General features: G+C 40.9%; 30 protein-coding genes. 4 read left to right on the forward strand and 26 right to left on the reverse strand.

Annotated features, from left to right (window positions below; all coding sequences use genetic code 11):
• Nucleotides 1-15: 15 nt before the first annotated feature.
• The 4 genes from MKY18_RS18775 to MKY18_RS18790 all read right to left on the reverse strand — a co-directional run bounded on the left by MKY18_RS18775 (nucleotide 16) and on the right by MKY18_RS18790 (nucleotide 2,173).
• Nucleotides 16-873 (reverse strand): DUF3298 and DUF4163 domain-containing protein, encoded by an 858-nt coding sequence (locus MKY18_RS18775; RefSeq protein WP_065097579.1) that lies wholly within the window; start codon nucleotides 871-873, stop codon nucleotides 16-18.
• Nucleotides 874-1,368, reverse strand: a complete 495-nt coding sequence (locus MKY18_RS18780; protein ID WP_003215191.1) for an RNA polymerase sigma factor — start codon at nucleotides 1,366-1,368, stop codon at nucleotides 874-876.
• Between the two features lie 147 nt (nucleotides 1,369-1,515).
• The gene (locus tag MKY18_RS18785; protein WP_342497650.1) at nucleotides 1,516-1,809 is read right to left on the reverse strand and encodes a hypothetical protein; all 294 of its coding nucleotides are present in this window, start codon (nucleotides 1,807-1,809) and stop codon (nucleotides 1,516-1,518) included.
• Nucleotides 1,796-2,173 carry a hypothetical protein gene (locus tag MKY18_RS18790; RefSeq protein ID WP_342497651.1) on the reverse strand — a complete coding sequence of 126 codons (378 nt, stop codon included), beginning with the start codon at nucleotides 2,171-2,173 and terminating at the stop codon, nucleotides 1,796-1,798. The genes MKY18_RS18785 and MKY18_RS18790 overlap by 14 nt, the downstream gene beginning before the upstream one ends.
• A gap of 105 nt (nucleotides 2,174-2,278) precedes the next feature.
• Here MKY18_RS18790 and katX point away from each other — a divergent pair, with 105 nt between their 5' ends.
• Complete coding sequence (gene katX, locus MKY18_RS18795) at nucleotides 2,279-3,868, forward strand: catalase KatX (protein WP_065097577.1); 1,590 nt, start codon at nucleotides 2,279-2,281, stop codon at nucleotides 3,866-3,868.
• Nucleotides 3,869-3,916: 48 nt separating this feature from the next.
• On the opposite strand, the gene wrbA is transcribed toward katX, so the two are convergent.
• From wrbA to MKY18_RS18845, 10 genes are all read right to left on the reverse strand, one after another.
• Nucleotides 3,917-4,585, reverse strand: a complete 669-nt coding sequence (gene wrbA, locus MKY18_RS18800) for an NAD(P)H:quinone oxidoreductase (protein ID WP_065097576.1) — start codon at nucleotides 4,583-4,585, stop codon at nucleotides 3,917-3,919.
• A gap of 18 nt (nucleotides 4,586-4,603) precedes the next feature.
• On the reverse strand, nucleotides 4,604-5,212 hold the full coding sequence (locus tag MKY18_RS18805; protein WP_065097575.1) for an alpha/beta hydrolase: 609 nt from the start codon (nucleotides 5,210-5,212) through the stop codon (nucleotides 4,604-4,606).
• Nucleotides 5,209-6,180 carry a ring-cleaving dioxygenase gene (locus MKY18_RS18810; protein ID WP_221450762.1) on the reverse strand — a complete coding sequence of 324 codons (972 nt, stop codon included), beginning with the start codon at nucleotides 6,178-6,180 and terminating at the stop codon, nucleotides 5,209-5,211. The genes MKY18_RS18805 and MKY18_RS18810 overlap by 4 nt, the downstream gene beginning before the upstream one ends.
• A gap of 191 nt (nucleotides 6,181-6,371) precedes the next feature.
• Nucleotides 6,372-7,889, reverse strand: coding sequence for an ABC transporter permease/substrate-binding protein (locus tag MKY18_RS18815; protein ID WP_265208624.1), 1,518 nt, complete (start codon nucleotides 7,887-7,889; stop codon nucleotides 6,372-6,374).
• A complete protein-coding gene (locus MKY18_RS18820; protein ID WP_342497652.1) occupies nucleotides 7,882-8,847 on the reverse strand; it encodes an ABC transporter ATP-binding protein in 966 nt (321 codons plus the stop codon). The genes MKY18_RS18815 and MKY18_RS18820 overlap by 8 nt, the downstream gene beginning before the upstream one ends.
• 209 nt (nucleotides 8,848-9,056) lie before the next feature.
• Complete coding sequence (rpsR, locus tag MKY18_RS18825; protein ID WP_008347556.1) at nucleotides 9,057-9,296, reverse strand: 30S ribosomal protein S18; 240 nt, start codon at nucleotides 9,294-9,296, stop codon at nucleotides 9,057-9,059.
• A gap of 40 nt (nucleotides 9,297-9,336) precedes the next feature.
• Nucleotides 9,337-9,882, reverse strand: coding sequence for a single-stranded DNA-binding protein SsbA (gene ssbA, locus MKY18_RS18830; RefSeq protein ID WP_065097572.1), 546 nt, complete (start codon nucleotides 9,880-9,882; stop codon nucleotides 9,337-9,339).
• 36 nt (nucleotides 9,883-9,918) lie between these two features.
• Nucleotides 9,919-10,206, reverse strand: a complete 288-nt coding sequence (gene rpsF, locus MKY18_RS18835) for a 30S ribosomal protein S6 (RefSeq protein WP_044139040.1) — start codon at nucleotides 10,204-10,206, stop codon at nucleotides 9,919-9,921.
• A 108-nt stretch (nucleotides 10,207-10,314) separates the two neighbouring features.
• Nucleotides 10,315-11,415 carry a redox-regulated ATPase YchF gene (ychF, locus tag MKY18_RS18840; protein ID WP_044139039.1) on the reverse strand — a complete coding sequence of 367 codons (1,101 nt, stop codon included), beginning with the start codon at nucleotides 11,413-11,415 and terminating at the stop codon, nucleotides 10,315-10,317.
• 216 nt (nucleotides 11,416-11,631) lie between these two features.
• Nucleotides 11,632-11,838, reverse strand: a complete 207-nt coding sequence (locus tag MKY18_RS18845; RefSeq protein ID WP_342497653.1) for a DUF951 domain-containing protein — start codon at nucleotides 11,836-11,838, stop codon at nucleotides 11,632-11,634.
• Between the two features lie 285 nt (nucleotides 11,839-12,123).
• Here MKY18_RS18845 and MKY18_RS18850 point away from each other — a divergent pair, with 285 nt between their 5' ends.
• Nucleotides 12,124-13,443, forward strand: a complete 1,320-nt coding sequence (locus tag MKY18_RS18850; RefSeq protein ID WP_265208623.1) for a hydrolase — start codon at nucleotides 12,124-12,126, stop codon at nucleotides 13,441-13,443.
• 15 nt (nucleotides 13,444-13,458) lie between these two features.
• Nucleotides 13,459-13,869, forward strand: a complete 411-nt coding sequence (locus MKY18_RS18855) for a hypothetical protein (RefSeq protein WP_044139037.1) — start codon at nucleotides 13,459-13,461, stop codon at nucleotides 13,867-13,869.
• 25 nt (nucleotides 13,870-13,894) lie between these two features.
• On the opposite strand, the gene MKY18_RS18860 is transcribed toward MKY18_RS18855, so the two are convergent.
• Nucleotides 13,895-14,950, reverse strand: a complete 1,056-nt coding sequence (locus MKY18_RS18860; RefSeq protein ID WP_113767984.1) for a hypothetical protein — start codon at nucleotides 14,948-14,950, stop codon at nucleotides 13,895-13,897.
• Nucleotides 14,951-15,022: 72 nt separating this feature from the next.
• Between MKY18_RS18860 and yyaC the strand changes: the two genes are divergently transcribed.
• Entirely contained in the window at nucleotides 15,023-15,649 is a 627-nt protein-coding gene (gene yyaC / locus MKY18_RS18865) for a spore protease YyaC (protein ID WP_003215235.1), read from the forward strand.
• Between the two features lie 25 nt (nucleotides 15,650-15,674).
• Here yyaC and MKY18_RS18870 read toward each other — a convergent pair whose 3' ends face one another.
• The 11 genes from MKY18_RS18870 to rpmH all read right to left on the reverse strand — a co-directional run bounded on the left by MKY18_RS18870 (nucleotide 15,675) and on the right by rpmH (nucleotide 25,996).
• Nucleotides 15,675-16,529 (reverse strand): ParB/RepB/Spo0J family partition protein, encoded by an 855-nt coding sequence (locus tag MKY18_RS18870; protein ID WP_003214953.1) that lies wholly within the window; start codon nucleotides 16,527-16,529, stop codon nucleotides 15,675-15,677.
• A complete protein-coding gene (soj, locus tag MKY18_RS18875; protein WP_034620351.1) occupies nucleotides 16,522-17,283 on the reverse strand; it encodes a sporulation initiation inhibitor protein Soj in 762 nt (253 codons plus the stop codon). Before soj ends, MKY18_RS18870 begins: the two co-directional genes overlap by 8 nt.
• Nucleotides 17,284-17,518: 235 nt before the next feature.
• Entirely contained in the window at nucleotides 17,519-18,343 is an 825-nt protein-coding gene (locus tag MKY18_RS18880) for an orthopoxovirus pf05708 family protein (RefSeq protein WP_342497654.1), read from the reverse strand.
• Between the two features lie 118 nt (nucleotides 18,344-18,461).
• The gene (noc, locus tag MKY18_RS18885; protein ID WP_003214896.1) at nucleotides 18,462-19,337 is read right to left on the reverse strand and encodes a nucleoid occlusion protein; all 876 of its coding nucleotides are present in this window, start codon (nucleotides 19,335-19,337) and stop codon (nucleotides 18,462-18,464) included.
• A 105-nt stretch (nucleotides 19,338-19,442) separates the two neighbouring features.
• Nucleotides 19,443-20,162: a 16S rRNA (guanine(527)-N(7))-methyltransferase RsmG gene (gene rsmG, locus MKY18_RS18890; protein WP_126741556.1), complete on the reverse strand. Its 720-nt coding sequence runs from the start codon at nucleotides 20,160-20,162 to the stop codon at nucleotides 19,443-19,445.
• Nucleotides 20,163-20,175: 13 nt separating this feature from the next.
• Complete coding sequence (gene mnmG, locus MKY18_RS18895) at nucleotides 20,176-22,062, reverse strand: tRNA uridine-5-carboxymethylaminomethyl(34) synthesis enzyme MnmG (protein WP_106065860.1); 1,887 nt, start codon at nucleotides 22,060-22,062, stop codon at nucleotides 20,176-20,178.
• A gap of 17 nt (nucleotides 22,063-22,079) precedes the next feature.
• On the reverse strand, nucleotides 22,080-23,459 hold the full coding sequence (gene mnmE / locus MKY18_RS18900) for a tRNA uridine-5-carboxymethylaminomethyl(34) synthesis GTPase MnmE (RefSeq protein WP_044139031.1): 1,380 nt from the start codon (nucleotides 23,457-23,459) through the stop codon (nucleotides 22,080-22,082).
• Nucleotides 23,460-23,862: 403 nt separating this feature from the next.
• The gene (jag, locus tag MKY18_RS18905) at nucleotides 23,863-24,486 is read right to left on the reverse strand and encodes an RNA-binding cell elongation regulator Jag/EloR (protein WP_106067530.1); all 624 of its coding nucleotides are present in this window, start codon (nucleotides 24,484-24,486) and stop codon (nucleotides 23,863-23,865) included.
• Entirely contained in the window at nucleotides 24,483-25,265 is a 783-nt protein-coding gene (gene spoIIIJ, locus MKY18_RS18910) for a YidC family membrane integrase SpoIIIJ (RefSeq protein WP_088002962.1), read from the reverse strand. The genes jag and spoIIIJ overlap by 4 nt, the downstream gene beginning before the upstream one ends.
• A 158-nt stretch (nucleotides 25,266-25,423) precedes the next feature.
• Nucleotides 25,424-25,783 carry a ribonuclease P protein component gene (gene rnpA / locus MKY18_RS18915; RefSeq protein WP_106067531.1) on the reverse strand — a complete coding sequence of 120 codons (360 nt, stop codon included), beginning with the start codon at nucleotides 25,781-25,783 and terminating at the stop codon, nucleotides 25,424-25,426.
• Between the two features lie 78 nt (nucleotides 25,784-25,861).
• On the reverse strand, nucleotides 25,862-25,996 hold the full coding sequence (gene rpmH / locus MKY18_RS18920) for a 50S ribosomal protein L34 (protein WP_081277122.1): 135 nt from the start codon (nucleotides 25,994-25,996) through the stop codon (nucleotides 25,862-25,864).
• Nucleotides 25,997-26,616: the final 620 nt, after the last annotated feature.

The following is a 26,616-nucleotide window of genomic DNA, read 5'->3' on the forward strand; positions in this document are numbered from 1 at the left end:
GTCTTTTTTCTTCTTTTAATGAATGTACATATCGCTGACAAGAATATCCTTTAACACACTTGTTGGAATCGTGAATTCAACTACACCCATGTAACCAGGCGCCACATCATATTCATTAAAGGAAATCACCAGTTTGCCTTTTGAATTGATATAGAAGCTTTGATCTGGCTGAATCTTCTTAAACGGATCAACCGTATCTTGCTTGGTAATCCAGTAAATCTTATTTGAATCCTCTTTCATCTGTTTCTTCATTTGCTCTTTAATATTTTCACTAATCACATCAATATAACGGTCATCTTTAAACAGGCTTGGTAATGTAATGAGTACATGATTTTTCTTATCCACCGTATCATACGTCATTTCCTCTGCCGCAGACGCCTGAGTGGTCACCTTGTATCGACCTAGTGAGAGAATTTGGTCATTGTTTGTTCTCACTTCATATCCGCTCTCAACACTTAAATGACCATTTTTATATCCCTTTGTTTCCTTTTCAAAATCTTGATACAGCTTTTTGTTTTCAGCTAAATATTTTTGATTCAGGCTGTCTTCTAATTTTCCGTCCCCAAGCCCTGAAACGTGTGGTGTTTTAAGGTCAATATTCGTTCCTTGATCGCTCTTTTTAAATTCTGTGAATGTCACGACTTTCACCAGCTCGCCAATGACAGGTATCTCCGAAATAGCTCTTGCCGCCTGTGGACTGACATTCACAGTCGTGACAAATAGAGCAGCCGCAGCAACAAGTCCGATCGTCCATTCCTGAAAATGAGGTTTTTTGTTTTTTCGTTTTAATGTCCGTTCAACCATAGCATCATATTCCGGTGGAATGGGGATTTCTAAATATTCCTCTTTTAACTGTTCTAAATACTTATCCATTTATATTTCCTCCTGCGATAATTCTACTTTTAAAAGCCGCAACGCCTTATATAATCTTGTTTTAATGGTGTTTTCATTTTCATCGAGAATGTGGGCGATGTCCTCTAGTTTTAAATCTTCAAAGAATCTCAAGATAATGATGCCCCGGTAGATTTCGGGCAAATCCTCTATGGCTCTTCTGACATCTTGATCCTCATATACATCTGATTCACCCTGTGATAAGAATTCAAGCGTATCATCGTCTGTCACTTGCACCCGCTTCTTCTTTCGTAAAAAGTCTAGGGCTGCGTTCACCACGATTTTATAAAACCAGCTATGCATCTTGGTCGCATCCTCTAATCGGTGAACAGATTTGAGTGCTTTATGAATCGCCTCTTGAACGACATCCATCGCATCTTCTGGGTTTTTGACATAACTATAGGACAATCGATAAAAACTGTGTTTATGCTCCATTACGTAATCAGCAAATTGATCCTCAATTTTTCGTTTCTTCATTTTACAAAGAGCTCCTTTATCTTAAATGCGCATCGGTTATTTCTTACAATGGATAGACGCGCACCTTTTGAAAATAGTTTGCGCTCGATTATTTTTTAACATGTCATTCCATTTCCGTTTCTATACAAAAAGAGCGAACCAGAAGGTTCACTCTTTCAAAGCGGATATTGTTTGATGGACAAACTGTTTAAGTGGAGAAAGCGGATGAATGATCGGAACGCCTGTCTCCTCTTCCATCTGCTGTGCCGCATGAACCATCGATAGCTGCATCACGCAAATGTCTCCACTTTTTTTCATACATCTTCTGAGCTGCTTTTTAATTTGCTCCTCATAAGCATGCATGTCACCGTTTAGGCAAAGGTGAAAGACATCCTCCATCACCATAACCTCTGCATCAATCTGTTTGCCGTGCTCTTTTGCATATGATTCAAGCCGCTCCATAGTCCCTTCCACTGTATTCGGGTTTGAAAACACAAGTTGAAGAGGCCCTCTTTTTCTGACAAATCAGTTCAAATAACGGTTCATCAATCGGAACAATCGGTTGCTTAAAGAGATGCTGCTGATCACCCAAAGCGGCAATATATTGTGTGCACGTGAGCAGAATGATGTCGGCTTCATCTTCTTTCATCAATTTGTTGATGGCATAGGTTTGCTGCTTGTGAGGATTAAAATCGGGATCTTTTGTGGCACGTTCTATAAATGATGAATCGACCGTGTGATGCAACTCAATATCTGTATCACCAAACACGTCCTCTATATAGGACTGATTAGACGGATGGGCATGAAGGCAGTGTAATCGAATCATCAGGTTCGCTCCTCGTGAAAGTTTTCAATCATTATATCAATCCTTGTATGAAATAGGGAGAAAGATGACCATATTGTTAGGGAGATATTGAAGGAGGGATTCGAATTGAAAGAAGATCAACACCCTAAGCCATCTTCAGAGTCAGAAGACACTTTAACAAATCGGCAAGGTCACCCCGTAACAGACAATCAAAATATGAGAACCGTTGGAAATAGAGGCCCAACTACGCTTGAAAATTACGATTTCCTAGAAAAAATCAGTCATTTTGATCGCGAACGTATTCCTGAACGTGTCGTCCATGCGCGCGGTGCAGGAGCTCACGGTTATTTTGAAGCCTATGGCACATTCGGTGACGAGCCCATTTCCACTTATACAAGGGCGAAGTTATTTCAGGAAAAAGGAAAAAAGACTCCTGTTTTCGTTCGTTTTTCTGCTGTCATTCACGGCGGTCATTCGCCAGAAACATTGCGCGATCCGAGAGGGTTTGCGATTAAATTTTATACAGAAGAAGGCAACTGGGACCTCGTTGGAAACAACCTGAAAATTTTCTTTATCCGAGATGCTTTGAAGTTTCCAGATTTGGTTCATGCCTTTAAGCCTGATCCTGTCACCAATCGACAGGACGGCGAGCGTATTTTTGACTTCGTCTCGCAATCTCCAGAAGCGACACATATGGTGACATTTCTCTTTTCACCATGGGGTATCCCAGCAACCTATCGCCACATGCAAGGCTCAGGTGTCCATGCGTACAAATGGGTGAACCATGAAGGAAAAGCAGTGCTGGTCAAATATCACTTTGAACCGAAGCAAGGCATTCGCAACCTGACACAAGAACAGGCTCAAGCGATACAAGGTGAAAACTTTAATCATGCCACACAGGATTTATATGAAGCTATTGAGCAAGGAGATCATCCTGAATGGGAGGTCTATGCGCAGATCATGGAAGATGATGCCCACCCTCACCTCGATTTTGATCCGCTTGATCCAACAAAGCTTTGGTACAAGGATGACTATCCATGGAAACCGATCGGACGAATGGTGTTAAACAAAAATCCAGAAAATTATTTCGCAGAAGTTGAGCAGGTCGCTTTTGGGACTGGCGTTCTCGTAGACGGTTTGGATTTCTCAGATGATAAATTGCTTCAAGGGCGCACCTTCTCTTACTCTGATACGCAGCGATATCGTGTGGGACCGAACTATTTACAGCTGCCGATCAATGCACCGAAAAAGCATGTCGCCACGAATCAAAGAGATGGGCAAATGGAATACCAGGTCGATCAAGGCAAAGGGCAAAATCCTCATGTGAATTATGAACCATCGATCCTCGGCGGATTAAAAGAAGCCAAGCAGGATGGAAAGGATCATACGCCTTTTGTAGAGGGTGACGTCAAACGGGAAACCATTGACCGCCCGAACAACTTCGGACAAGCCGGAGAAACATATCGCCGCTTCAATGATTGGGAACGTGAGGAATTGATTAAGAACTTAGTCAACACCCTTGCGACCTGTCAAAAGGACATACAAGAGCAAATGATCGAAAACTTTACAAAGGCAGACCCTGATTACGGAAAGCGTGTCGCTGATGGCTTAAAAGCCTTCAAACAAGAACAGCCAAGCGGACCTATAGGGTCTACAGGCGCCGCACAAGCTGTAGACGAAGCGATTAACAACAGCACACCATCAGATCCTTATTAAATAAAAAAGAATGCAGCGCCTAGGCTGCATTCTTTTTGTATTCATCGATTAAGCGTTTTGACCCTTTTTGATCCATTCTGCTACATTGATTGTACGTTTTGCTTGATGTTTTGCAGCAGCTTCGGCATCCTCTTGGATCTTTCCGTTTTGGTCAACAGTGACACTCACGCCGTAAGGGTTGCCCCCTGCACCGTATAACGAGTCATCTGTGTATCCAGGAGCGGCAATAATCGCTCCCCAGTGGAACATCGTTGTGTAAAGACTGAGAATGGTCTGCTCCTGTCCGCCATTTGGGTTTTGTGCAGAAGTCATCGCACTCACTGCTTTGTTTGCCAATTTCCCTTGGAACCATAAGCCGCCAGTTGTGTCTAAGAATTGCTTCATTTGAGCCGGTAGGTTACCAAAACGTGTTGGCATGCTAAAGATGATGGCATCTGCCCACTCTAAATCACTTAATTGAACCTCTGGGACATCCTTTGTTTCGTCTAAATGTGCTTTCCATGCTGGATTTGATGCCACAACTGCTTCTGGTGCCAATTCAGCAACCTTTAATACTTTCACTTCAGCTCCAGCTTCTTTCGCTCCAGCCTCTGCCCATTTTGCCATCTGATAGTTTGTACCTGTTGAACTATAATAAATAACTGCTAATTTTACGTTTTCCATTTGTTCCATCTCCTTTTGTTTGGTTTGCCCAAAAAGCTTCTGTAAAAATCCCATCTATATTCCCTACCTTCATTAAAATTGACGACGATACCATAATGCCGCAGCATCGACTTCTTCTCTCGTTAGCTGATGTCCGCGGTCTTCCCAATGTAGTGTGACCGAAGCGCCTGCGCCTTGCAGCAATTGCTCGAGCTCTTGTGATTCCTCTGGGCGGCACATTGGGTCATTTTTACCAGCTGCGATAAAGACTTGTTTCCCCGCCAATGAAGGCAATGAAACTCCGCGTCTTGGAACCATTGGATGATGCAGGAAAGCTCCTTTTAACGCATCCTCGTAATGGAATAAAAGACTTCCAGCAATGTTCGCCCCATTGGAATATCCGAGAGCGACGACATTGTGACGATCGAACCCATATTCATCTGCTGCTTCTCCGATAAATGTATAAAGTTCCTCTGTCCGCTCAATTAAATCCTGCTCATCGAAAACACCCTCTGCTAAACGTCTGAAAAAGCGCGGCATACCGTTTTCCAACACATTTCCTCTCACACTAAGAACAGAAGCGTCAGCATCTACTAAATCGGCAAGCGGCAATAAATCTTCTTCCGTCCCGCCAGTACCATGCAGTAATAACAAAACAGGTCTTTGTTCATTCTTTCCTTTTCGAAAAAGATGTTTCATCATGCATCTCCTTTCCCTTTCAATTCTCTCACTTCTATTGGCAACACAATTTGTTCAATCTGACTGCGCTGCGCTTCATATTGCGGTGGCAGTTTCAATGCTTCACCCATAGTTTCCACTGATTCATCGTGTGCAAACCCTGGAGGATCAGTCGCAATTTCAAATAATATGCCGCCAAGCTCTCTAAAATAAATGGCATTGAAGTAATTTCGATCTTGCACAGGTGTCACTTGATACCCGCTTTGCGCAATATGTCTTTGCCAATCTAACTGATCCTGATCATCTGTCGCTCTCCATGCAATATGATGCACCACTCCAACACCCATACGTCCTCGTGCAACAGGTGTCTTGTTCACATCAATGACATTGCCTATCTCACCAAACGAACGGAATCTCACATAGTCCTCTTCTGCTCCAACTCGTTCAAAACCCATTGTTTGTTCGAGCAGCTGCATCGTTTGCTCTGGCTGTGATGTTAATAAAACCGCTCCCCCAAACCCTTTTATCGCAACATCTGGTGTGACTCCGTTAAATGTCCACTCATTTTGTTTCCCTTCCGCACGCTCTACAAGCTCAATCAACAAGCCGTGTGGATCTTCAAATGAGAGAAAGGCTTCATCAAAACGTTCAACCATTTCATAAGAAATATCAAACTGCTCAAGACGTTCCTTCCAGAAAGAGAAAGCGCCTGGTGGTACAACATATGTCGTCACGCCCACTTGACCTGCGCCAATTTGTCCCTTTTGAGCACCTGGCCAAGGGAAAAACGTGATAATCGTTCCCGGAGATCCTCCTTCATTTCCAAAATATAAATGGTAAGTACCTGGATCATCAAAATTCACGGTCTTCTTCACGAGACGAAGTCCTAAAACACCTGCATAAAAATCAACGTTCTCCTGAGGATGCCCTACAATTGCTGTGATATGGTGAATTCCTTCTGTTTTCTTCACTTCTAATGACCTCCTAATCATGAAGTAACAAGCCTCTATTCATTATGTCTTTACTGACGTCTTTATATTATCTCGAATTCGAGATATTAAATCAAAAAAATATATTTATCTCGAATTAAGGATATGATGTTTTTAAATAAAAGTCAACGATTTTTGTTTTTCCTTTGAAAAAAGCAGGTCTGCTTTTGCATAACAGACCTGCTCTTCCTTGATTATTGCAGTAATTTTTTCTTTTTTAAATAGGCTTTCGCTACCTGAAATGCATCCTTACCTTTTACATTCACTTCATAATTCATTTCTCTCATCTCATCGTCTGTGATTTGACCACCGAGCTTATTGAGAGAGGTTTCAATCTCAGGGTACTCCGTTAATGTCTCCTGCCTTAGCAGCGGTGCTCCTTGATATGGCGGGAAAACATGCTGATCATCATCAAGCACCTTTAATTTGTATTGCCTCAATTCACTGTCTGTCGAATACGCATCGACTAAATTGATATCTCCTTTTTGAATCGCTCGATACCGAAGCTTCGGTTCCATCGTCACCACATCATCAAAGGAAAGTTGATAGGTCTTTTGAATGCCTCGATACCCATCTTGGCGATCAGAAAACTCTAAGGTGAATCCGGCTTTTATGTGATTCTTGATCTTGCCTAGATCTGAAATATTGGATACATCATATTGATCAGCCAGCGACTGAGGCACGGCTAAAGCATACGAATTATTGTAAGCCATCGGCTCAAGAAGGCGGAGCTTAAAAGATGATTCCAAACCGCGCCGCGCTTGCTCATACACTTTTTCTTTATCTGTGCTTTTCGCTGTTTGTTTGAGGAACTCAGAAATCGCAGTGCCCGTAAACTCAGGATAAATGTCAATATCACCAGACCGTAAAGCTTGAAAAACAAAAGACGTCTTGCCAAGACCAGGCTTAAGATTGACTTGAATATCCGTATCCTGTTCAATTAAAAGCTTATACATCGAGATCAGAATTTCAGGCTCCGATCCTAGCTTTCCACCGATGGTGATTTCCTTCTTTTCTTGTTGAAACAGTAATGGGCCCGCAACAATAGCTCCTGCGAACACAGCAAAAACCGTCACAGAAATCACAGTCTTTTTAAAAGAGATTTTCTCAAACGTGCGCAGCACCACATCAAATAAGAGTGCGAGTAAGGCTGCTGGTATAGCGCCAATGACAATGAGTGACATATCATTTCGGTCAATTCCCAGCAAAATTAGACTTCCTAATCCCCCAGCTCCGATCAGTGCGGCAAGAGTGGCAGTTCCCACAATGAGAACCATCCCGGTTCGGATACCTGCCATGATGACTGGCATGGCCAGAGGCAGTTCCACCTTTAATAACCGTTTACGGTGATTCATTCCCATGGCAAGCGCCGCTTCTCTCAGGGAAGGGTCGACCTCCTGAATGCCTGTATATGTATTTCTTAAAATAGGGAGTAGGGCATAAACGACAAGCGCAATAATCGCAGGAACTTGCCCAATTCCAACAAGAGGAATCAGCAAGCCAAGCAGCGCAAGCGACGGGATTGTTTGCAAGACCGCCGTCACCCCAATCACCCATTCTGCAAGCTTTGGCACTCTCGTTAAATAGATACCTAAGGGAATGGCAATCAAAATGGCTAAAAATAAAGCAATAAACGAAATTTGAATATGCTCAAGTAAGGCGTGTCCCAATTGTTCTTTTCGATCCAATAACACATTGATCCAATCATTCATGTGACTCGCCCCTCTCTCTAGGAGAATCAGCTAAAAACTGAATCACCGCTTGACGATTCACTAGTCCAATTCGCTCCCCATCCTTTTCCACAGCCAATTCCTCATGCTTTGCCAATTGGGATAAGACCTCATCCAGCGTGGCATGTGCTGTGATCGCTTCATAGCCTAAAAGAGCCTCGTGAGCCATTGGTCTAGCCATGTCCTCTAGCTCAAACGATTGATGTAACGCATGGCGAGCAGCCCCTGAGACAAACTCCCGAACAAAAGCATTCACTTGGTGTTGAACCAATTCCTCTGGACGACCAATCTGCACCACTTTCCCTTCCTTCATGATACAAATTCGATCACCAAGCCTCATCGCCTCCTGCATATCATGTGTCACGAAGACAATGGTCTTTTGAATACGGCGCTGCAAATCAAGCAGATCATCCTGCAATTTCTCCCTCGTTAGTGGATCTAACGCACTAAATGGTTCATCCATGAGAACAATCTCCGGATCAGCTGCAAGTGCACGTGCAACACCGATACGCTGCTGCTGTCCACCAGATAGCTCTGATGGCTTTCGATGTCGATACATAGCAGGGTCAAGCCCAACCATCTGCATCAATTCATCCACTCGCTTTTTAATCTCGTTCCGACTCCATTGTTTGAGCTCTGGCACCACAGCGATATTTTCTTCAATGGTCATATGAGGAAAAAGAGCAATTTGCTGCAGAACATACCCAATATCCCAGCGCAGTTCATACATATCATAATCGTTTATTTTTTGACCCTTTATGTAAATCTCACCTTCTGTTGAAGAAATGAGACGATTGATCATTTTCAATGTTGTCGTTTTCCCGCTTCCACTAGGTCCAATGAAAACAAAAAACTCACCTTTCTGAATCTCTAAATCAACCGATTGAACGGCATAGCGCTCATCAGAAAATTGCATCGATACCTTCTTAAATTCAATCATCTTCCCACGCCCTGACTGCAATTATTTTCTAGACTACCAATATGACAGATCAACCCCGTATTTGTATAGAACAAACTGTCACTTTTACTCTCTTTTACATACTTCCCCTAAGGTGCCCGCCAAAAACAGCTCTAGCCAAATCGGATGAGATTCTTCGTGAGACAAAAAAAAGCGAAGAGCTCGAGGCTCTCCGCTTTTAAGTCAACGACTTACTCACCAGTAACGTATGGAAGTAATGCCATTTGACGTGATTTTTTAATCGCTAATGTCAATTTACGTTGATACTTAGCGCTAGTTCCTGTTACACGACGAGGTAAAATTTTACCACGCTCAGAAACAAACTTTCTAAGAAGATCAACATCTTTGTAATCGATGTGCGTGATACCGTTAGAAGTAAAGAAACATACCTTACGACGTTTCGCACGACCGCCTCTGCGTCCACCTGCCATTTGTTTTCACACCTTTCCTTTAGTCAATTTTTCAAATCAATTAGAATGGCAAATCATCATCGGAGATGTCAATCGGTTTACCATCATTCGCAAATGGGTCATCATTGAAGCTATTTCCCTGATTACGATTTTGTTGGTTGCTTTGATTGCCATATGGATTTTGATTTGGTTCATTTCCAAATGGATTCTGATCGTTTTGGCTACCGCCATAATACTGGCCTCCGCTATTGCCACCGCCGCTGTATCCACCTGAACCAGCACTGCCGCTCTTAGGCTCAAGAAATTGAACACTTTCAGCTTGAACTTCTGTCACGAAGACACGCTGTCCTTGCTGATTTTCATAGTTTCTTGTCTGCAAACGACCGTCTACACCGGCAAGACTTCCTTTTTTCAAGAAATTAGCCACGTTCTCGGCTTGTCTTCTCCAAGTAACACAGTTAATGAAATCGGCTTCACGCTCTCCAGATTGATTCGTAAACGTACGATTCACAGCTAGAGTAAACGTGGCTACAGCCGCACCATTAGGCGTGTAGCGAAGCTCAGGGTCTTTTGTTAGTCTTCCGACCAATACAACACGGTTTAGCATATTGAAAGACCACCTTTAAATATATATTTCAATGATTTATACTTCTTCTTTAACAACAATGTGGCGAATGATATCGTCACTGATCTTAGCTAAGCGGTCAAATTCTTGAACTGCTGCAGCGTCAGATTGAACGTTTACGATTTGGTAGAAGCCTTCACGGAAATCGTTGATTTCGTATGAAAGACGACGTTTACCCCAATCCTTTGTTCCAGTGATCTCCGCACCGTTTGAAGTTAACACGTTATTGAAACGCTCGATAACTGCTTTTTTAGCCTCATCGTCAACTGTTGGGCGGATGATGTACATAACTTCGTACTTTCTCATCTGATTGCACCTCCTTTTGGTCTAAGCGGCCCTAAACGGGCAAGGAGCAATAAATTATATTACTCACAATTGTATATTATAACAAATTACTTGGCCTATGACAAGAACCTATACATTAAAACGGAAATGAATGACGTCTCCATCTTTCACTACATATTCTTTACCTTCTAGACGGACTTTTCCAGCCTCTTTTGCAGCAGACATGCTTCCACCAGCAAGTAAATCTTCATATGCAACCGTTTCAGCACGAATAAACCCACGTTCAAAGTCCGTATGAATGATTCCAGCACATTCCGGTGCCTTCATTCCCTTTTTAAACGTCCAAGCGCGTACTTCCTGCTCACCTGCTGTGAAATAAGTAGCTAAACCAAGAAGTGAATAAGATGCTTGAATCAGCTGATCTAGACCTGACTCTTTGATGCCAAGCTCTTCAAGGAACATTTGCTTCTCTTCTCCTTCAAGCTCTGCAATTTCAGACTCGATCTTCGCACATACGACGATGACTTCAGCATTTTCACCAGAAGCAAACTCACGGATTTGCTGCACATATTCGTTGCCGTCATGATCTGCTACTTCATCCTCACTCACATTTGCTACATAAAGAACTGGTTTAGATGTGAGTAAATGAAGCTGTTTCACAAGCTTCTGCTGCTCATCTGTAAATTCTACAGATCTTGCCGATTTCCCAGCTTCAAATGCGTTCATTAGCTTCGACAAAATATCAAATTCAGCTACCGCTTCCTTATCCTTTTGTTTTGCAAGCTTACTCACACGAGCCAAACGTTTTTCAACTGTTTCTAAATCAGCCAAAATCAACTCTAAATTAATGGTTTCGATATCTGACACAGGGTCAACCTTACCTGATACGTGTGTGATGTTATCATCTGCAAAAGCTCTCACCACGTGACAGATCGCATCTACTTGACGAATGTGAGAAAGGAATTTATTCCCTAAACCTTCACCTTTTGAAGCCCCTTTGACAATACCGGCAATATCAGTGAATTCAAAAGCAGTCGGAACTGTCTTTTTCGGCTGCACCAATTCTGTTAGTTTTTGCAAACGCTCGTCTGGAACTTCTACAATTCCGACGTTTGGATCAATGGTACAAAACGGATAGTTAGCAGACTCCGCTCCAGCCTGTGTAATTGCATTAAATAGCGTTGACTTCCCGACGTTAGGTAAGCCAACAATACCAGCTGTTAAAGCCATTCTTTCATCTCCTCTATATCAAACGTGCTCGTTATACTGCGTAATATGAACCTAGAGCAATTATAAGTAGGTTTACATGAAAAGACAAGCTAACCGTTATGCATTATCAATAGAAGAAACATTGCCAAAAAGAATAAATCAATCCTTTAAAACGGAAATTTGCATCTAATTCTTCTATACAAAAGACAAATTTCATCAAAAAAGCATGAGGCCTACTTAAGCAGTTGGCTCCTCATGCTTGACGAGAATTTTCTTCATTTTTCGTTCAAAGTCTCTTCTTGGGATCATGACGCTATGCCCGCAGCCTTCACATTTAATGCGAATATCCATGCCCAACCGAATTACTTTCCACCGATTGACACCACATGGATGGGGTTTCTTCATTTCAACGACGTCATGTAACCCAAACACTTTGTCTGCCATCAGCTTTCACCTCTCTTGCTCACTTCATTGAATCTATTGTACAAAAAAACGGCGATGAAGAGCAATGCACAAAGCAAAGACCCTCTTTCTTCTATTCTTTTTTATAGAAAAAACCCTTCTTTTAGATCATTTTATTTGTGACCAATAGTTACTTAAACTCCGCTTTTTTTCAATATTGTCACAAACACTGTAGGTCGAAAGGTTTTTATTGGTAGAACGCTGTGGTTTTTCCATATTTTTTGATTTATGATATCTGCATAAATGTTATGTGAGGGAGCAGGTACGATGGTCAATCGAAAGGATAGATTAACTGATAAAGAATATAAAATCATATCCGATCATGCTGGAAACATAGACAATTACCAGCAGCACCATACGATAGAAATAGGTCAGCAAACGCTCACTGTCCATGATTTTCTCAAGGTCGATCATCAATTATATGGATTAACGATGCAGCCGGAACAATCAGACGAGTTCATCGTCGCTTTTCACTGTCCGATGCCAAAGCAAATGCCGGTGACCTCGCCACAAGATGTACACACTGCGGCACAGTCATTGCTCAAAACGGATTATGCCTATCCCATTGAAAGGAAGTCCCTTGATAGCAATCAAGATCATGTCTTTTTTAAAGGGAAGGAATACATAGAGCAAGTCAGCCAGAAGCATCCCAATGCAGGTATCTATCTCACTGGACAAGCCCTTGCCGGTGCTGTTTGTGCTTATGTTGCGACAGAACAGCCAGCTGTCAAAAAAGCCGTCACCTTTGATAGCCCAAATATATGGAGCAGTCTGGCGCCTTCGATTCAGCAGAAAACGCAGCAAGGTCAATATACACGGATCTTGACTGAATATATTCAACCTAGTCATTATGTAGGTTTACTCAATCGCCATGATCATGGAGTTGGTCAAGTTAAGTACACCGTGCCGCCACAGCAGCAAGGCGCCGTCCAAGAATCCGTTAAATATAAACAAAGAGAAATTGACACCTTTTTAAAATCAGCTTTTGCGTCTATGAATATAGAATGGAACGAATCCTTTGATACAAATGCTTTTTTAGCTCTTATTTCTGGAAGTTTAAAAGGAAATGGGTATTCATTCCACAAAGATGGATCTGCCCGTATTTTAGATGAACAGCTTGATCATAATACAAGTTTTACAGCCATGCTGTTGCAAGAAATCCATTCTGGACGTGCATATGCACAAAGCGGTCTAGAAATTATCATAAAATCCCATTTACTGAAAAATTCATCCTACGATCTCCAAAGTGTGATTGAACATGAAGTACACACTATATTTGATAAAATCGATGGGATCGATGAAAGTGTAAAAGACGCCGTCCAGCATGTAAAACAAGAGCTCAAAGGACTCGTCGGCTTTGGCCACTATGATTTATTAAGTCCAAGTGATGTGGAAGCACTGGTAGAAGAAGTGAGGATGGAACAACATCATTCCTCCTTTTATTCACATGAAAAACAACTGAATGCCCTGTACACCTTGAGAGATTACGAACAAGAACTTTCTTCCCTTTCAAGACATATGTACACAATGGGTGATGATTACGCCAAGGCAGATAGACGCCTTGCGATGCAAATGGGTATTCATTAAGAAAGGAGTCACCGCATGATCAATCAAAATAAACCTCCTAGTGACGCCCAGCGTTTCTTGCAAAATGTGAGTGCCCGCCGCTCCATGTCTGTATTTGAAAATCAATCGGCACCACAAACACAAACGCAGTCCCCAGAAGAAATAGCAGCAATTCAAGCCATACGAAGAGAAGGACAGCGAAAGGATCTAAAACGGCTGCTCAAAATGCGACTGCATGACGAATTAGCAAACACTCGCGTACACTTGGAGTATCAATTGTCTAAAACCGAAGACATGATCAACCAGACGACCATTGTCAAACAACACATCTCCCAGCATTTAAAAGGACAAGCCATTTCAGAATTAGAGGAACGCCTTCAGCGTCTCAAGCAAATGCCAGTCTATGATGATATCAAAGACGCCATTGATTCTATTCGTATAAAATAAGCACAGCTCTGACAAAGAGAGGTGCTTATTTTATTTTATCAATATAATTTTCAGGGCGAGAAAATATCTTTTTACTTAAAATCGGATATAGCATTAAACAGACAAGCAAATAAAGATTCAGCAAGCTGTATATCGGATACAAGAAAGCAATCAAATCGGCAAACCCAAGAGATGTTAAAGGCGCCATCAACAGAAGCATCACGAGCACAACCAGCCAGCGAGGCAATGGTACAAAAGAAAGCATCCGGCTGGATAAACCAAATAAACCTGCCGCTGTCGTCGTATAAATAGCTAGACAAAGGACAACGGTCATAAACACAAACAATGATGTTGGTGCTCCTTCTAATACTGTAAACAAAGGAATGCCTTCTGCTGATAGGCTCCCAGAAATATCAACCAATATTTCGTTATACACGTACGAGATGATCCCAAAAATCAGACCGCTTAATATACTCGCCACTTTGGCCTCGCCAAGGCCCTTCATTTCTTTTCCAACCGAAGACAGCACTGCGACTACAGATAATATATTCAAAGAAGCAAAGACAATGCTGGCAGGCCAATTGTACTGCTGCCCAAAATCAATCCGCCACATATGATCATGGTTCATATAATAAAAAACAAACGCATAGATGAGCCCCGCCACCAAAATTGGTATAATGAAAGCATTCACAGATAAGAGCCCTTTCACATCCCAGAAAAAAATCATAAATGAAAATAGACAAAATGCACCGATGCCCACCCAAAATGGCACATGATACATCTCGAGTGTCACCCCGCCACCGGCAATCATGACTGTCGTTGTCGTGAATAAATAAAGGACAATTAAAACATCATACACTTTAGCCAGCCACGGGCCGACAAGCCGCTCTAGCACTGGCACAAAGTGATCGGCACGTACCTCATAACTGATTTTTAACACCACATAGGTAGACAGCATAAACATCAATGTAAACAGTAGAATGGCTAGTCCACTATCAATGCCAAAAAACTGCCAAATTTCTTGGCCGGAAGCATACCCCGCTCCTATTAAGCTTCCTAAAATTAAAAGCGTCCACCTTGAACCAGCCTTCCACACAATCATCACCTCATAGGTATAGAATTAAGCTTGTTTCCGTATACTGTTACTAACTACTATGACAAGGAAGTGAGACCTATGAATAGCAAGAACGGTCTTTTTTTTAGAAATAGGGTGAAAGAATACGTGTCCCATACGGATACAAACGCCATTCAACAGCTTAAAAGTATTTTATTCTCGCATCTTCAGAAAGCAGGAAAAAGACCCGTTGCCATCGTTTGTATTGGAACAGACCGCTCAACTGGCGACTCTCTAGGTCCACTTGTTGGTACAAAGCTTTCAGGCCTTGATTTGAAAAAGCTTCATGTATATGGCACGCTCTCTGACCCAGTTCATGCGGTCAATTTAAAAGAAAAGCTCGCTGAAATTGAACAAGCTCATAAACATCCGTTTATTGTAGCGATTGATGCCTGCTTAGGAAGAGTGAAAAGTGTAGGCTCCTTCCAAATTGGAGATGGACCGTTAAAGCCTGGAGCGGGTGTACAAAAGGAGCTGCCAGAGGTAGGAGATATTCATATTAATGGGATCGTCAATGTGAGCGGCTTTATGGAATACTTCGTTCTCCAAAACACACGCCTTCATCTTGTCATGTCTATGGCCAATACACTTTCTGAAAGTCTATCTCATATTGATCAAATGGATTGGACAAGAGAAAAAAGCCGTTCTCTCTTCGCTCCTATTCAAAATATCACTGGGAGAATATAAAAAAGACCATCTCGTATCAAGATGGTCACTCTGATGATTCTCTCGTAGAAAGCAATTCGAGGATTCTTTCTAAATCTTCGTTCGAGAGAAATTCAATCTCTATTTTTCCTTTTTTCTTCTGTTTCTTGATCGACACTGAAGTGCCAAAGTAGTTTTGCAAGAAAGACTCTCTTTCTTTCAACACTCGATCCTTTGGTGCTTCTTTTTTCTTTGTTTCACGTGGAACATTTTCGTTTAATTGCTGAACAAGTTTCTCAACCTGACGTACGTTTAACCCCTCGTCCACAATTTTCTTTACCAATGGCGCCAGCTTATTTTTGTTTTTCAAGCTAAGCAAGGTTCTTCCATGACCCATCGATAACTTTCCATCTGCAATCAGCTTTTGTACTTCATCCGGTAAAGTCAAAAGACGGAGATGGTTCGCAATATGCGGTCTGCTCTTCCCTAATCGCTTCGCTAATTCCTCTTGCGTCACACTTAGGTGATCTAGTAAGGAAGCATAGGCTTCCGCTTCTTCTAATGGAGATAAATCCTCGCGTTGCAGATTTTCTAAAAGGGCAATCTCTCTCATGAGCGTTTCTGAAAATTCTCTGACGATCGCAGGAATCGTTGTCAGACCAGCTTGTTGTGCTGCACGGAAACGACGTTCTCCTGCTACAATGTCATATCCTTTAATCGATTTACGGACAATGATCGGCTGTAAAACACCGTGCTGCTGAATGGATTCTTTGAGATCAGACAATGCATCTTCATCAAACGTTTTCCTTGGCTGATACGGGTTTGGACGCAAATCCTTTATTTTGATTTCTTCAACCGTTTCTTCATTTGAGTCTACAGTGTTAAATAGTGCATTAATACCCTTTCCAAGACCTTTAGCCATTCGCATCCACTTCCTTTGCTAAGTCTAAATAGACATCTGCACCTCTTGAACGTGGATCATACAAGATAATCGGTTTCCCATGACTAGGCGCTTCACTCAGTCTTACATTTCGCGGAATCACGGTCTGATAGACTTTATCTCTAAAGTATTTCTTCACTTCTTCGATGACTTGAATCCCAAGATTTGTTCGTGCATCAAGCATTGTCAGCAAGACACCTTCAATGGCGAGATCCGTATTTAAATGTTTTTGCACGAGACGAACGGTGTTTAACAATTGGCTCAATCCTTCAAGCGCATAATATTCGCACTGTACTGGGATTAAAACGGAATCGGATGCTGTTAACGCATTAATCGTCAGTAATCCAAGTGATGGCGGGCAGTCAATAATCATATAATCATAATTTTGCTTAACAGATTCAAGTGCTCTCTTCAATCTCACTTCACGTGAAATCGTAGGCACAAGCTCTATTTCAGCCCCTGCAAGCTGTATCGTCGCAGGAATGACATCAAGATTTTCGACCTCTGTCGTCTTAATCACATCAAGAACATCTGCATCATCAACTAAAATATCGTACACGCACTTCTCTACGTCGGCCTTCTCAATCCCAATACCACTCGTGGCATTGCCCTGCGGATCAATATCAACTAACAACACTCGTTTACCTATGTATGCTAAACACGCACTCAAATTAACAGAAGTTGTCGTCTTCCCGACGCCGCCCTTCTGGTTGGTAATCGCTATGATTTTTCCCACGATGTCACCCACTTTCAACTTAACAAGTTTCTCATTCATTCATACTTCCTATTCTATCAAAAAAAGTATGAAACGTTTGCTTTTTTTGTTTCTCCATTATATATTCGTCAGCAAATGTCTATTTTCGTACATGAAAAGACGAACTTAAACGTAGTAAAAAATATATCAATATATCTTTTTGAAGAAAAAGATATCATAAAAAACCCTCACTTCCATCAAAAGTGAGGGGCACTTGTCAAAAATGTAATCCACCAATTGTACGGCCTTCATTCACAATAATCTTAGGGGTCACCGTTTTATAGCTTCTCTTTTTTAAGAATCCATAGGGGGTCTTAATGGTAAATGTCGCATGTCCTACAGCATCGCCTGTTTTGGCATAGGCCTGCCACACAATCTTTGAAGAATAAGTCGGGTCCAGTGATTGAATAGACATGGTGATGGAGTATCGAGCCTTTGGATGAGCTTTCACATAATCGCGCGCCCATTCCCCTGCCAGGTCTGCTGTTTCCTCTTGATTAATACGAATGACCTTTGTATTGGCATTATAGCGAAACCAGTTAAGAATGGAATCAAGCTGAGGATGCTGTCGAAACCCTGGAATAGAAGCAAAGCTCTTCTCATTAATGACGATACCTGCATGTCCAACGATTCCCTTCAAAGCATCAGTCTTTGTCACCAATATATCCCCTTTTTTAGACGAAATATCGGTACCAGGATACGGCTTTCCTAAAAGGCGTTTGATGGTGTGCGGCTTATCATCCGTCACAAACTCATCCTGCTTGTTTTGTTGTAAGCCATAATCCTTCAAATGATCTCCAGCTGAAATCAGATCAATTGTGTCGCCCTGAGACTCATGCTCATGATTTAATTGATCTAAAGTGATCTCCTTCGAAACAACACCTTGTTTCTTCAGGACGTTCAGTTCTTTTTTGGTCAACGGACTTTCTTGTGCAGGAACCGTTGGCGAATTCACAGCAAATATGGTTGTTTCATTTGTAAAAAGAAAAAAAGAAAATAGTAAATAACAAATAATAACAAAATTTATCTTTTTCATTTTCATCGAGTCATGTCACCTCCTTTCCTCTATAAAAATAATATTTTACCAATTTGTGAATAATAATTAAATATAAAGTAGAACCAATAAAAAAAGCTGACGAGTGGATCTCATCAGCTTTTCTCTATTTAGGAATTCGAATCGTTAATTGGATATATTCCTCAAATTCTTCTTCCTCGGTATTTATTTTAAGCCCGCTGTCTTCTACCATATGGAGAGACTGGCGAATGGTATTCATCGCAATTCGTGTATCACGACTAAACGCCTTACGTTTTGGCTTCGGTTTGCGATCTGTTTTTTGTTCAAGCATTTTCACTACACGCTCTTCAGTCTGTTTTACATTCAGCTGCTTTTCGATGATTTCCTGCAATAGCGCGATTTGTAATTCTGGAAGCTTTAGGGGTACAAGTGAACGTGCATGCCTTTCAGAGATTTTTTTCTCTAGGATGGCCTGTTGTACCTCTTCAGGCAACTTTAAAAGTCTTAATTTGTTTGCAACAGTTGATTGTCCCTTACCTAAACGCTGAGCAAGCGCTTCCTGTGTTAAATCATGAAGCTCTAAAAGACGTGCATAGGCATGAGCCTCTTCAATAGCAGACAGCTCTTCTCTTTGCAAATTTTCAATCAATGCCACAGATGCCGTTTCCGTATCAGTAAAATCTTTTATAATAGCGGGGATTTTCTCCCAGTGAAGAGTCTGTACCGCTCTCCAACGTCTTTCGCCGGCGATCAGTTCATATTTTCCTTCTTCTTCTGTTGGTCTGACAACAATAGGTTGGATAATGCCATGGGTATGAATCGTCGTGGCCAGCTCATGTATCTTTTCTTCTGAAAAAATGGTGCGTGGCTGAAAACGGTTTGGCATAATTGTGTCGACCGGGAGCTCCTGTATCTCTTCCTTTAATGTATCATGCTCAGCAATCTCTGCCTCTATTTCGGTTTCACGCTCAGGATGTTCTTTGTCACCAAGCCCGAAGAAGCGTGAGAGTGAATGCTTCATGAACCTACACCACCTTTAAAAACTACCTTTTTATAATTCTATTTTCTCATGTTTTTTCCTTCTGTAAAATCTTAAATATTGAAGAAAAACCGACCTTTTACATGATCAACCTTCTATTGGTGATTTATTAGGTGTTCCTGGTTTTCTAGGATATTTTTTTGGTGTTTGCTTTTTCTTTTCGATGACAATGATGTTCCGTTCGCTTTCTTCTAAAGGAAGAACAAAGGAATGCTTTTCAACAACCTCTCCTCCGAGGACAGTAACGGCTTTCTTCCCTGCTTGCATTTCTTCATCAGCAGCAGATGCTTTTAATGCCACAAACAACCCTTCCTTTTTTACAAGGGGCAGACATAGTTCGCTCAATACAGATAAACGCGCAACTGCTCTAGCAGTGACAAGATCATAGCTTTCACGCTTTTCCTTACGTTGTCCAAACGTCTCCGCACGATCATGATAAAAAGTAGTATCTTGTAAGTTTAACCCTTTTGCTAACTCATTGAGAAACGTAATTCGTTTCTGAAGAGAATCAACAATGGTCACATGTAGATGAGGGAAGCAAATTTTAAGAGGAATGCTTGGGAAACCAGCACCAGCTCCTATATCGCAAATCGTCGTTACTTTGTGAAAATCAATGAAAAATGATGCTGAAATTGAATCATAAAAATGCTTTAAATACACTTCTTCCTTTTCAGTAATGGACGTCAAATTCATTTTCTCGTTCCATTCTACAAGCATGCGGAAGTAAGTTTCAAATTGTTCAAGCTGCACAGGAGAAAGAGTCATCCCTTTCTCCTCTAGTGCTGCTGTAAATTGTCCAATGTTCATGCCGACATCCTTTCTATTCTGCTATCTTCGCAATACGTCCCTGCTCTAAATATACTAAAAGGATAGAAATATCAGCAGGGTTAACGCCTGAAATACGAGAAGCCTGTGCAACAGAAAGCGGTCGGACTTCTTTCAGCTTTTGTTTCGCTTCAGTTGCAATTCCTTTGATGGCATCATAATCAATACGATCAGGAATCTTTTTGTTCTCCATCTTTTTCAGCTTTTCAACTTGTTGGAGTGACTTTTCGATATAACCTTCGTATTTAATTTGAATCTCTACCTGCTCACACACATCAGAAGGAAGCGGTGTTTCAGCAGGAGCTAACGTCACAACAGATTCATAGTTCATTTCTGGACGCTTCATCAAATCACTTGCACGAATACCGTCCTTCAGCTCACTTCCACCAAGTGAACGAAGAAATTCTTGTGTCTCTGCTGTGGGTTTAATGATGACAGAATATAAACGTTTTTTCTCTGCTTCAATGGCTTCTTTTTTCTGCTGGTATGCCTGGAATCTTTCTTGAGAAATTAATCCAATATGATAGCCAAGTTCAGTTAATCTTAAATCCGCATTGTCATGACGAAGAAGCAAACGATACTCTGCACGGGATGTTAAAAGACGGTAAGGTTCATTTGTTCCCTTTGTGACAAGATCATCAATGAGAACACCGATATATGCATCAGATCGGCTTAAAATGACTTCTTCTTTACCCAATGCTTTTCTTCCTGCATTAATACCTGCCATAATTCCTTGACCTGCTGCTTCCTCATAGCCAGACGTACCATTAATTTGGCCAGCTGTATATAAACCAGAAATTTTCTTCGTCTCGAGTGTAGGCCACAACTGAGTAGGCACAATTGCATCATACTCAATGGCATAACCCGCTCTCATCATTTGTACATTTTCAAGCCCTGGGATGGTAGAAAGCATGCGCTGCTGTACATCCTCTGGAAGACTTGTAGATAATCCTTGAACATACACTTCCTGCGTATTACGACCTTCTGGCTCTAAGAAAATTTGATGTCTTGGTTTGTCATTGAAACGAACCACTTTATCTTCAATGGAAGGGCAGTATCTAGGACCAGTTCCTTTAATCATACCTGAATACATTGGAGAACGGTGAAGATTCTCATCAATAATTTGATGTGTTTCTAAACTCGTATAAGTTAACCAGCATGGCAGTTGATCTGTGATATATTCAACCGTTTCATAGGAGAACGCCCGCGGAACATCATCACCTGGTTGAATTTCTGTTTTACTATAGTCAATCGAGTGACTATTCACTCGAGGAGGTGTTCCTGTTTTAAAGCGAACCAAATCGAATCCTAACTCTGCTAAGTGATCCGATAATTTGATGGATGGTTGCTGGTTATTAGGACCACTTGAATACGATAGATCCCCTAAAATAATACGACCTTTTAAGAAAGTCCCAGTCGTTAATACAACAGACTTCGCACGATAGTTTGCCCCTGTTTGTGTAACGACACCTTTACATTCATCATCTTCTACAATTAAATGATCCACCATACCTTGAAGCATTGTCAGGTTCGGTTCATTTTCCATTGTTTTTTTCATTTCATGCTGATATTGGAACTTGTCTGCTTGCGCTCTTAAAGCACGAACAGCAGGTCCTTTCCCCGTATTCAGCATGCGCATTTGAATATGCGTCTTATCTATATTTCGTGCCATTTCTCCGCCCAGTGCATCAATTTCTCTAACGACAATCCCTTTTGCAGGACCACCTACGGACGGATTACATGGCATAAAAGCAACCATATCGAGGTTGATAGTCAATACAAGTGTTTTAGCGCCCTGTCTTGCAGAAGCAAGAGCAGCCTCAACCCCAGCATGACCGGCACCCACGACGATGACGTCATAATTGCCAGCTTCATAACCCATTTCTTATGTTCCTCCCTTTACTTTCCTAAACAGAATTGAGAGAATAACTGATCAATCAAGCTTTCATGAACAGCATCTCCTATAATTTCACCGAGCTGTTCCCAGCAGCGTGTTAAATCTATTTGAACAATGTCGATTGGTACGTCCATTTCAATTCCTTCAAGAGCATCTTCAATTGATTGTTTTGCTGCCTGAAGAAGAGCAATATGCCTTGTATTACTTACATACGTTAAATCTCCACTTTCAATTGATCCAGTGAAGAACAGTGATTGAATCGCCATTTCAAGCTCATCAATGCCCTTTTCTTGTAATAATGATGTAGTGACCACCGGACGATCCTTTGCTAACTGCTTGACCTTTTCTACATCAAGCTTAGGCTCAAGATCTGTCTTATTCACAATCACGATGATATCCATACCTGAGACAGCCTCAAAAAGCTTAATATCTTCTTCTGATAATTCTTCGCTATAATTGAGCACAAGTAAAATCAGGTCAGCTTCTTTTAAGACCTGTCTAGATCGTTCAACCCCTATACGCTCAACAATGTCCTCTGTCTCACGTATACCCGCAGTATCGACTAGACGGAGAGGTACGCCTCTTACATTCACATATTCCTCAATAACGTCTCTCGTAGTTCCAGGAATATCTGTGACAATGGCCTTTGTTTCCTGTACAAGACTATTCAGCAAGGAAGACTTACCAACATTCGGCCTTCCTATAATTACAGTGGATAAGCCCTCTCGAAGGATTTTCCCCTGCTGGGAAGTCGAGAGCAACGATTCAATTTCTTTTTTGACGGATGTCGCTTTTTCCACTAAGACGCGATGTGTCATTTCTTCAACATCGTCATACTCAGGGTAGTCAATATTGACTTCAATATGCGCCAGTGTTTCTAGGATCTCGCCGCGCAGTCGCTGAACCAAACCGGAGAGACGTCCCTCCATTTGAGTGATTGCTACATTCATCGCTCGATCCGTCTTTGCCCGAATCAAGTCCATGACAGCCTCCGCTTGCGATAGATCTATTCTTCCATTTAAGAAAGCACGCTTTGTGAACTCACCTGGCTCCGCTAATCTTGCTCCTTCTCTTAAAGCAAGCTGCAATACTTTATTGACCGTTACAATTCCGCCATGGCAGTTAATCTCAATAACGTCTTCTCTCGTAAATGTTTTTGGCGCTCGAAGTACTGACACCATGACCTCTTCTATTACTTGATCAGTCCTTGCATCCACGATATGACCATAATGAATGGTATGAGAATCCACTGATACAAGTTTTTTCTCCTTAGGCCCTTTATACATCCTATCAGCGATCTGCACCGCTTCAGGCCCACTTAAACGAATAATCGCAATTGCTCCTTCACCCATCGGTGTCGAAATAGCTGCAATTGTATCCATCGCTCAATCACCTCTTTCTCTACTTTAATAGACAGTCTTTTATCTATTAAATGGACGTTGTCCATCTCTATATCAAAAACGCTTAATCCAAAATTTAAAGATACCATAAATGAAAGCGAAGTGAAAGTATCCTCTATACAATTATCCACAGCTTTGCATCCTATCTATTTTAACACTTAACTTATCCACATGTGAATAACGACGTTCTAAACTTATCTTCACATCTTACACCGAAACCCGATAAATTTAAACGCCCCGATGCCTTTGTTTACTTGTAAAAATGGCATTTTCCACTCAACTTACACTCTAACTTTTTAGAAATAAAGGATGAATCTTCTATAGAAACACAATTTTTCAATAAAAAAAGACTAAAATCCAGCTTTGCTGAATTCTAGCCTTTCTGTTATTTTTTATACAGCACCACAACATGACGCTTGCTGCCTGTATCTTCCGATGCCGTTGCTAGTTCTTTAGAAAAAGCAGCGATCGTATCATGAATTACTTTTCGTTCGTTCGAAGGCATTGGTTCTAAATGAACCTTTCTCTTCGTTTTTAAAACTTTGTTTGCTGTCTTGACGGCATATTGTTCAAGTGCTTCTTGTCGCTTCTTCCTATAATCTCCAATATCAATGGTAATATGATGATACTGATCAGAATAGCGATTAAACACTAACTGTACCAAGGTTTCTAAAGAGTACAAAGTTTGACCTCTTTTTCCAATCATTAATGATGTTTTATCTCCATCAATGTGAAAAGAAATCTTTTTCGGCTCCTGTTTGGAAACAATCTTCGCTTTAGGATCAATGGATTTAACAATATTATCTAAATACTGTGTAGCTAATTTAAGAGCATTTCTCTTTTCTATCAGCTTGACTACAGCTTGTCTTTTACCAAATAATCCTAAGAACCCTTTATTTCCTTCATCCAAAATTGTGATATCTACTTCTTCTTTTAGAAGCTGAATTTGTTTAAGTCCGGAATCTACTGCTTCTTCGATTGTGCGACCGACAGCAGTTATTTCCTTCATTTTTTATTCCCGCCAGCTTTTTCTTTTGTATCTAATTTTACTTGAGGAGTTTTAATCACTAATGTTTGGATGATCATGAAAATGTTACCTACAACCCAGTACAATGAAAGTGCTGCTGGGAAACTAATAGCAAATACAATGATCATAATCGGCATAACCCATAGCATGATCGCCATTTGAGGGTTGTCCGACGGATTTCCAGCCATCATCAGCTTTTGCTGAATGAAAGTAGCTACCCCCGCAATGATCGGTAATAGGAACAATGGATCTGGACTGCCTAAGTCAAACCATAAGAATGTATGCTTTTTAATTTCTGCTGTTCTCATAATTGCATGATAAAAACCAATTAGGATTGGCATCTGAATTAAAATCGGGAAACAGCCAGCCAATGGGTTGACGCCATTTTTTTGGAAAAGGGCCATTGTTTCCTGCTGAAGCTGCTGCTGAGTTTTTTGATCTTTAGAGCTATATTTTTCACGAAGCTTTTTAATTTCAGGCTGCAATGCTTGCATTGCTTTTGTACTTCTTAACTGCTTAATCATTAATGGTAAAATGAGCAAGCGGATTAACAGTGTCACAATAATGATCGCAACCCCGTAGTTTTCACCAGTCAAATTTGCCATGTACGTGATTAATTGAGATAGCGGGTAAACAATATAAGAGTTCCAAAATCCCTTACTATCTGATGTGATTGGTTCATTAATTTGTGTACATCCTGCCAATAGAACCAATGCGCCAATCAAGCTAAATATTAGTAATAATCGCCTTTTCAACAAGATTCCTCCCATTACTTCAAACTTTATTTAAGTTGGAATTGATTACGAAAGTGACTCACCTAATCAGTATGGTAACATTTTTTCATTACAAAGTGGTGGTTTCATTTTAGTTCACTAGATGAAGGAAGCGCTTTTAAAAATTGATTCAACGAAAGTTTCTATTACGAAGACTTTTTCGATTGTTGTTGATAAACAGCGGATTTTCTAAATAAATGTTGGAGAGACTTTTTTGTTTCTTCAAAGGTCAATTCACTTGCTGGTTTTCTTGCAATGACAATGTAGTCTTTTTCTTGCTTTAACTTATGACCTTCCTCTAAAAACACCTGGCGGATCAGTCGTTTAATTCGATTTCTCATCACTGCATTACCAATCTTCTTACTGACAGACAATCCTAAACGCAGTTCATCTTGATTTGGTTGGTCCAGCTGGTAAATAACGAATTGGCGGTTCGCCATTGATTGACCTTTTTTGAACACTTTTTGAAACTCTTCATTTTTTTTTAGCCTGTTTCGCTTCTTCATGTTTTCTTCCACTCCGATAAAAACTGACAGTTCAATTACGATTTTATGTAAAAAAGACCACTGACATTATTCAGTGGCCTAAGCTGATAATTTTTTTCTACCTTTGCTGCGGCGTCGCTTTATAACTAGACGTCCGTTTTTAGAACTCATACGGCTGCGGAAGCCATGAACTTTACTACGCTTACGGTTATTTGGTTGAAACGTTCTTTTCATTTATGACACCTCCCTGAGGAATAGCTGTTTAAGACAGTCTAACTCATTATATTTGTGTAACACATCGATTGTCAATATCAATGATAAAACTCTTATTATCAACCTTATAAGCATAACATAATTTATCAAACGAAGAAACCTTCTTTTTCAGTTTCCAAGATTTTATTCTTTTTTTCCTCCTAAAAGGACTCCAAAACAAGGGTGTGGATATTTTTCCGGCATATTTAGACTATCCACATCCATTATCGACATTTTTTTCACACAAATAACCGATGTGGATAATTATTTTTCAACAGGATGTAAAATGTGTGGATAAGTTTGTGACACCCATTGCACCATCTCGTTTATTTTGATATTATATTTGTGTTTTAACTCTTAATTACTTATCTGACCTATTTGCGTTATCCACAATCTGTGGATAAGCTGTGGAAAGATATTACACAGGTTGTTGAATTGTTTATCCACAGACTGTGTAATTTGTCGAAAAGACGTTTTTCTACTATATTATTTGTTTTCAACAATGTATGTGCACGAATGGTGATGACCATTTGCTCTTTTTCGTGTTCTATAACAGTTTGATACTGGTCATTTTAAAAAGAAAAGGAGGGGGGAGAAGCCTT

This window comes from Bacillus sp. FSL R7-0672, from assembly GCF_038601465.1.
Lineage (GTDB): Bacteria > Bacillota > Bacilli > Bacillales > Bacillaceae > Bacillus > Bacillus pumilus.

Bases quoted from the DNA above. Each gene is read 5' to 3' on its own strand.
- MKY18_RS18775 (WP_065097579.1), bottom strand. From the start codon at position 873: ATGGATAAGTATTTAGAACAGTTAAAAGAGGAATATTTAGAAATCCCC.
- MKY18_RS18780 (WP_003215191.1), bottom strand. From the start codon at position 1,368: ATGAAGAAACGAAAAATTGAGGATCAATTTGCTGATTACGTAATGGAG.
- MKY18_RS18785 (WP_342497650.1), bottom strand. From the start codon at position 1,809: ATGGAGCGGCTTGAATCATATGCAAAAGAGCACGGCAAACAGATTGAT.
- MKY18_RS18790 (WP_342497651.1), bottom strand. From the start codon at position 2,173: ATGATTCGATTACACTGCCTTCATGCCCATCCGTCTAATCAGTCCTAT.
- wrbA (WP_065097576.1), bottom strand. From the start codon at position 4,585: ATGGGATTTTTACAGAAGCTTTTTGGGCAAACCAAACAAAAGGAGATG.
- MKY18_RS18805 (WP_065097575.1), bottom strand. From the start codon at position 5,212: ATGATGAAACATCTTTTTCGAAAAGGAAAGAATGAACAAAGACCTGTT.
- MKY18_RS18810 (WP_221450762.1), bottom strand. From the start codon at position 6,180: ATGATTAGGAGGTCATTAGAAGTGAAGAAAACAGAAGGAATTCACCAT.
- MKY18_RS18815 (WP_265208624.1), bottom strand. From the start codon at position 7,889: ATGAATGATTGGATCAATGTGTTATTGGATCGAAAAGAACAATTGGGA.
- MKY18_RS18820 (WP_342497652.1), bottom strand. From the start codon at position 8,847: ATGATTGAATTTAAGAAGGTATCGATGCAATTTTCTGATGAGCGCTAT.
- rpsR (WP_008347556.1), bottom strand. From the start codon at position 9,296: ATGGCAGGTGGACGCAGAGGCGGTCGTGCGAAACGTCGTAAGGTATGT.
- ssbA (WP_065097572.1), bottom strand. From the start codon at position 9,882: ATGCTAAACCGTGTTGTATTGGTCGGAAGACTAACAAAAGACCCTGAG.
- rpsF (WP_044139040.1), bottom strand. From the start codon at position 10,206: ATGAGAAAGTACGAAGTTATGTACATCATCCGCCCAACAGTTGACGAT.
- ychF (WP_044139039.1), bottom strand. From the start codon at position 11,415: ATGGCTTTAACAGCTGGTATTGTTGGCTTACCTAACGTCGGGAAGTCA.
- MKY18_RS18845 (WP_342497653.1), bottom strand. From the start codon at position 11,838: ATGGCAGACAAAGTGTTTGGGTTACATGACGTCGTTGAAATGAAGAAA.
- MKY18_RS18850 (WP_265208623.1), top strand. From the start codon at position 12,124: ATGGTCAATCGAAAGGATAGATTAACTGATAAAGAATATAAAATCATA.
- MKY18_RS18855 (WP_044139037.1), top strand. From the start codon at position 13,459: ATGATCAATCAAAATAAACCTCCTAGTGACGCCCAGCGTTTCTTGCAA.
- MKY18_RS18860 (WP_113767984.1), bottom strand. From the start codon at position 14,950: ATGATTGTGTGGAAGGCTGGTTCAAGGTGGACGCTTTTAATTTTAGGA.
- yyaC (WP_003215235.1), top strand. From the start codon at position 15,023: ATGAATAGCAAGAACGGTCTTTTTTTTAGAAATAGGGTGAAAGAATAC.
- MKY18_RS18870 (WP_003214953.1), bottom strand. From the start codon at position 16,529: ATGGCTAAAGGTCTTGGAAAGGGTATTAATGCACTATTTAACACTGTA.
- MKY18_RS18880 (WP_342497654.1), bottom strand. From the start codon at position 18,343: ATGAAAATGAAAAAGATAAATTTTGTTATTATTTGTTATTTACTATTT.
- noc (WP_003214896.1), bottom strand. From the start codon at position 19,337: ATGAAGCATTCACTCTCACGCTTCTTCGGGCTTGGTGACAAAGAACAT.
- rsmG (WP_126741556.1), bottom strand. From the start codon at position 20,162: ATGAACATTGGACAATTTACAGCAGCACTAGAGGAGAAAGGGATGACT.
- mnmG (WP_106065860.1), bottom strand. From the start codon at position 22,062: ATGGGTTATGAAGCTGGCAATTATGACGTCATCGTCGTGGGTGCCGGT.
- mnmE (WP_044139031.1), bottom strand. From the start codon at position 23,459: ATGGATACAATTGCAGCTATTTCGACACCGATGGGTGAAGGAGCAATT.
- jag (WP_106067530.1), bottom strand. From the start codon at position 24,486: ATGAAGGAAATAACTGCTGTCGGTCGCACAATCGAAGAAGCAGTAGAT.
- rnpA (WP_106067531.1), bottom strand. From the start codon at position 25,783: ATGAAGAAGCGAAACAGGCTAAAAAAAAATGAAGAGTTTCAAAAAGTG.
- rpmH (WP_081277122.1), bottom strand. From the start codon at position 25,996: ATGAAAAGAACGTTTCAACCAAATAACCGTAAGCGTAGTAAAGTTCAT.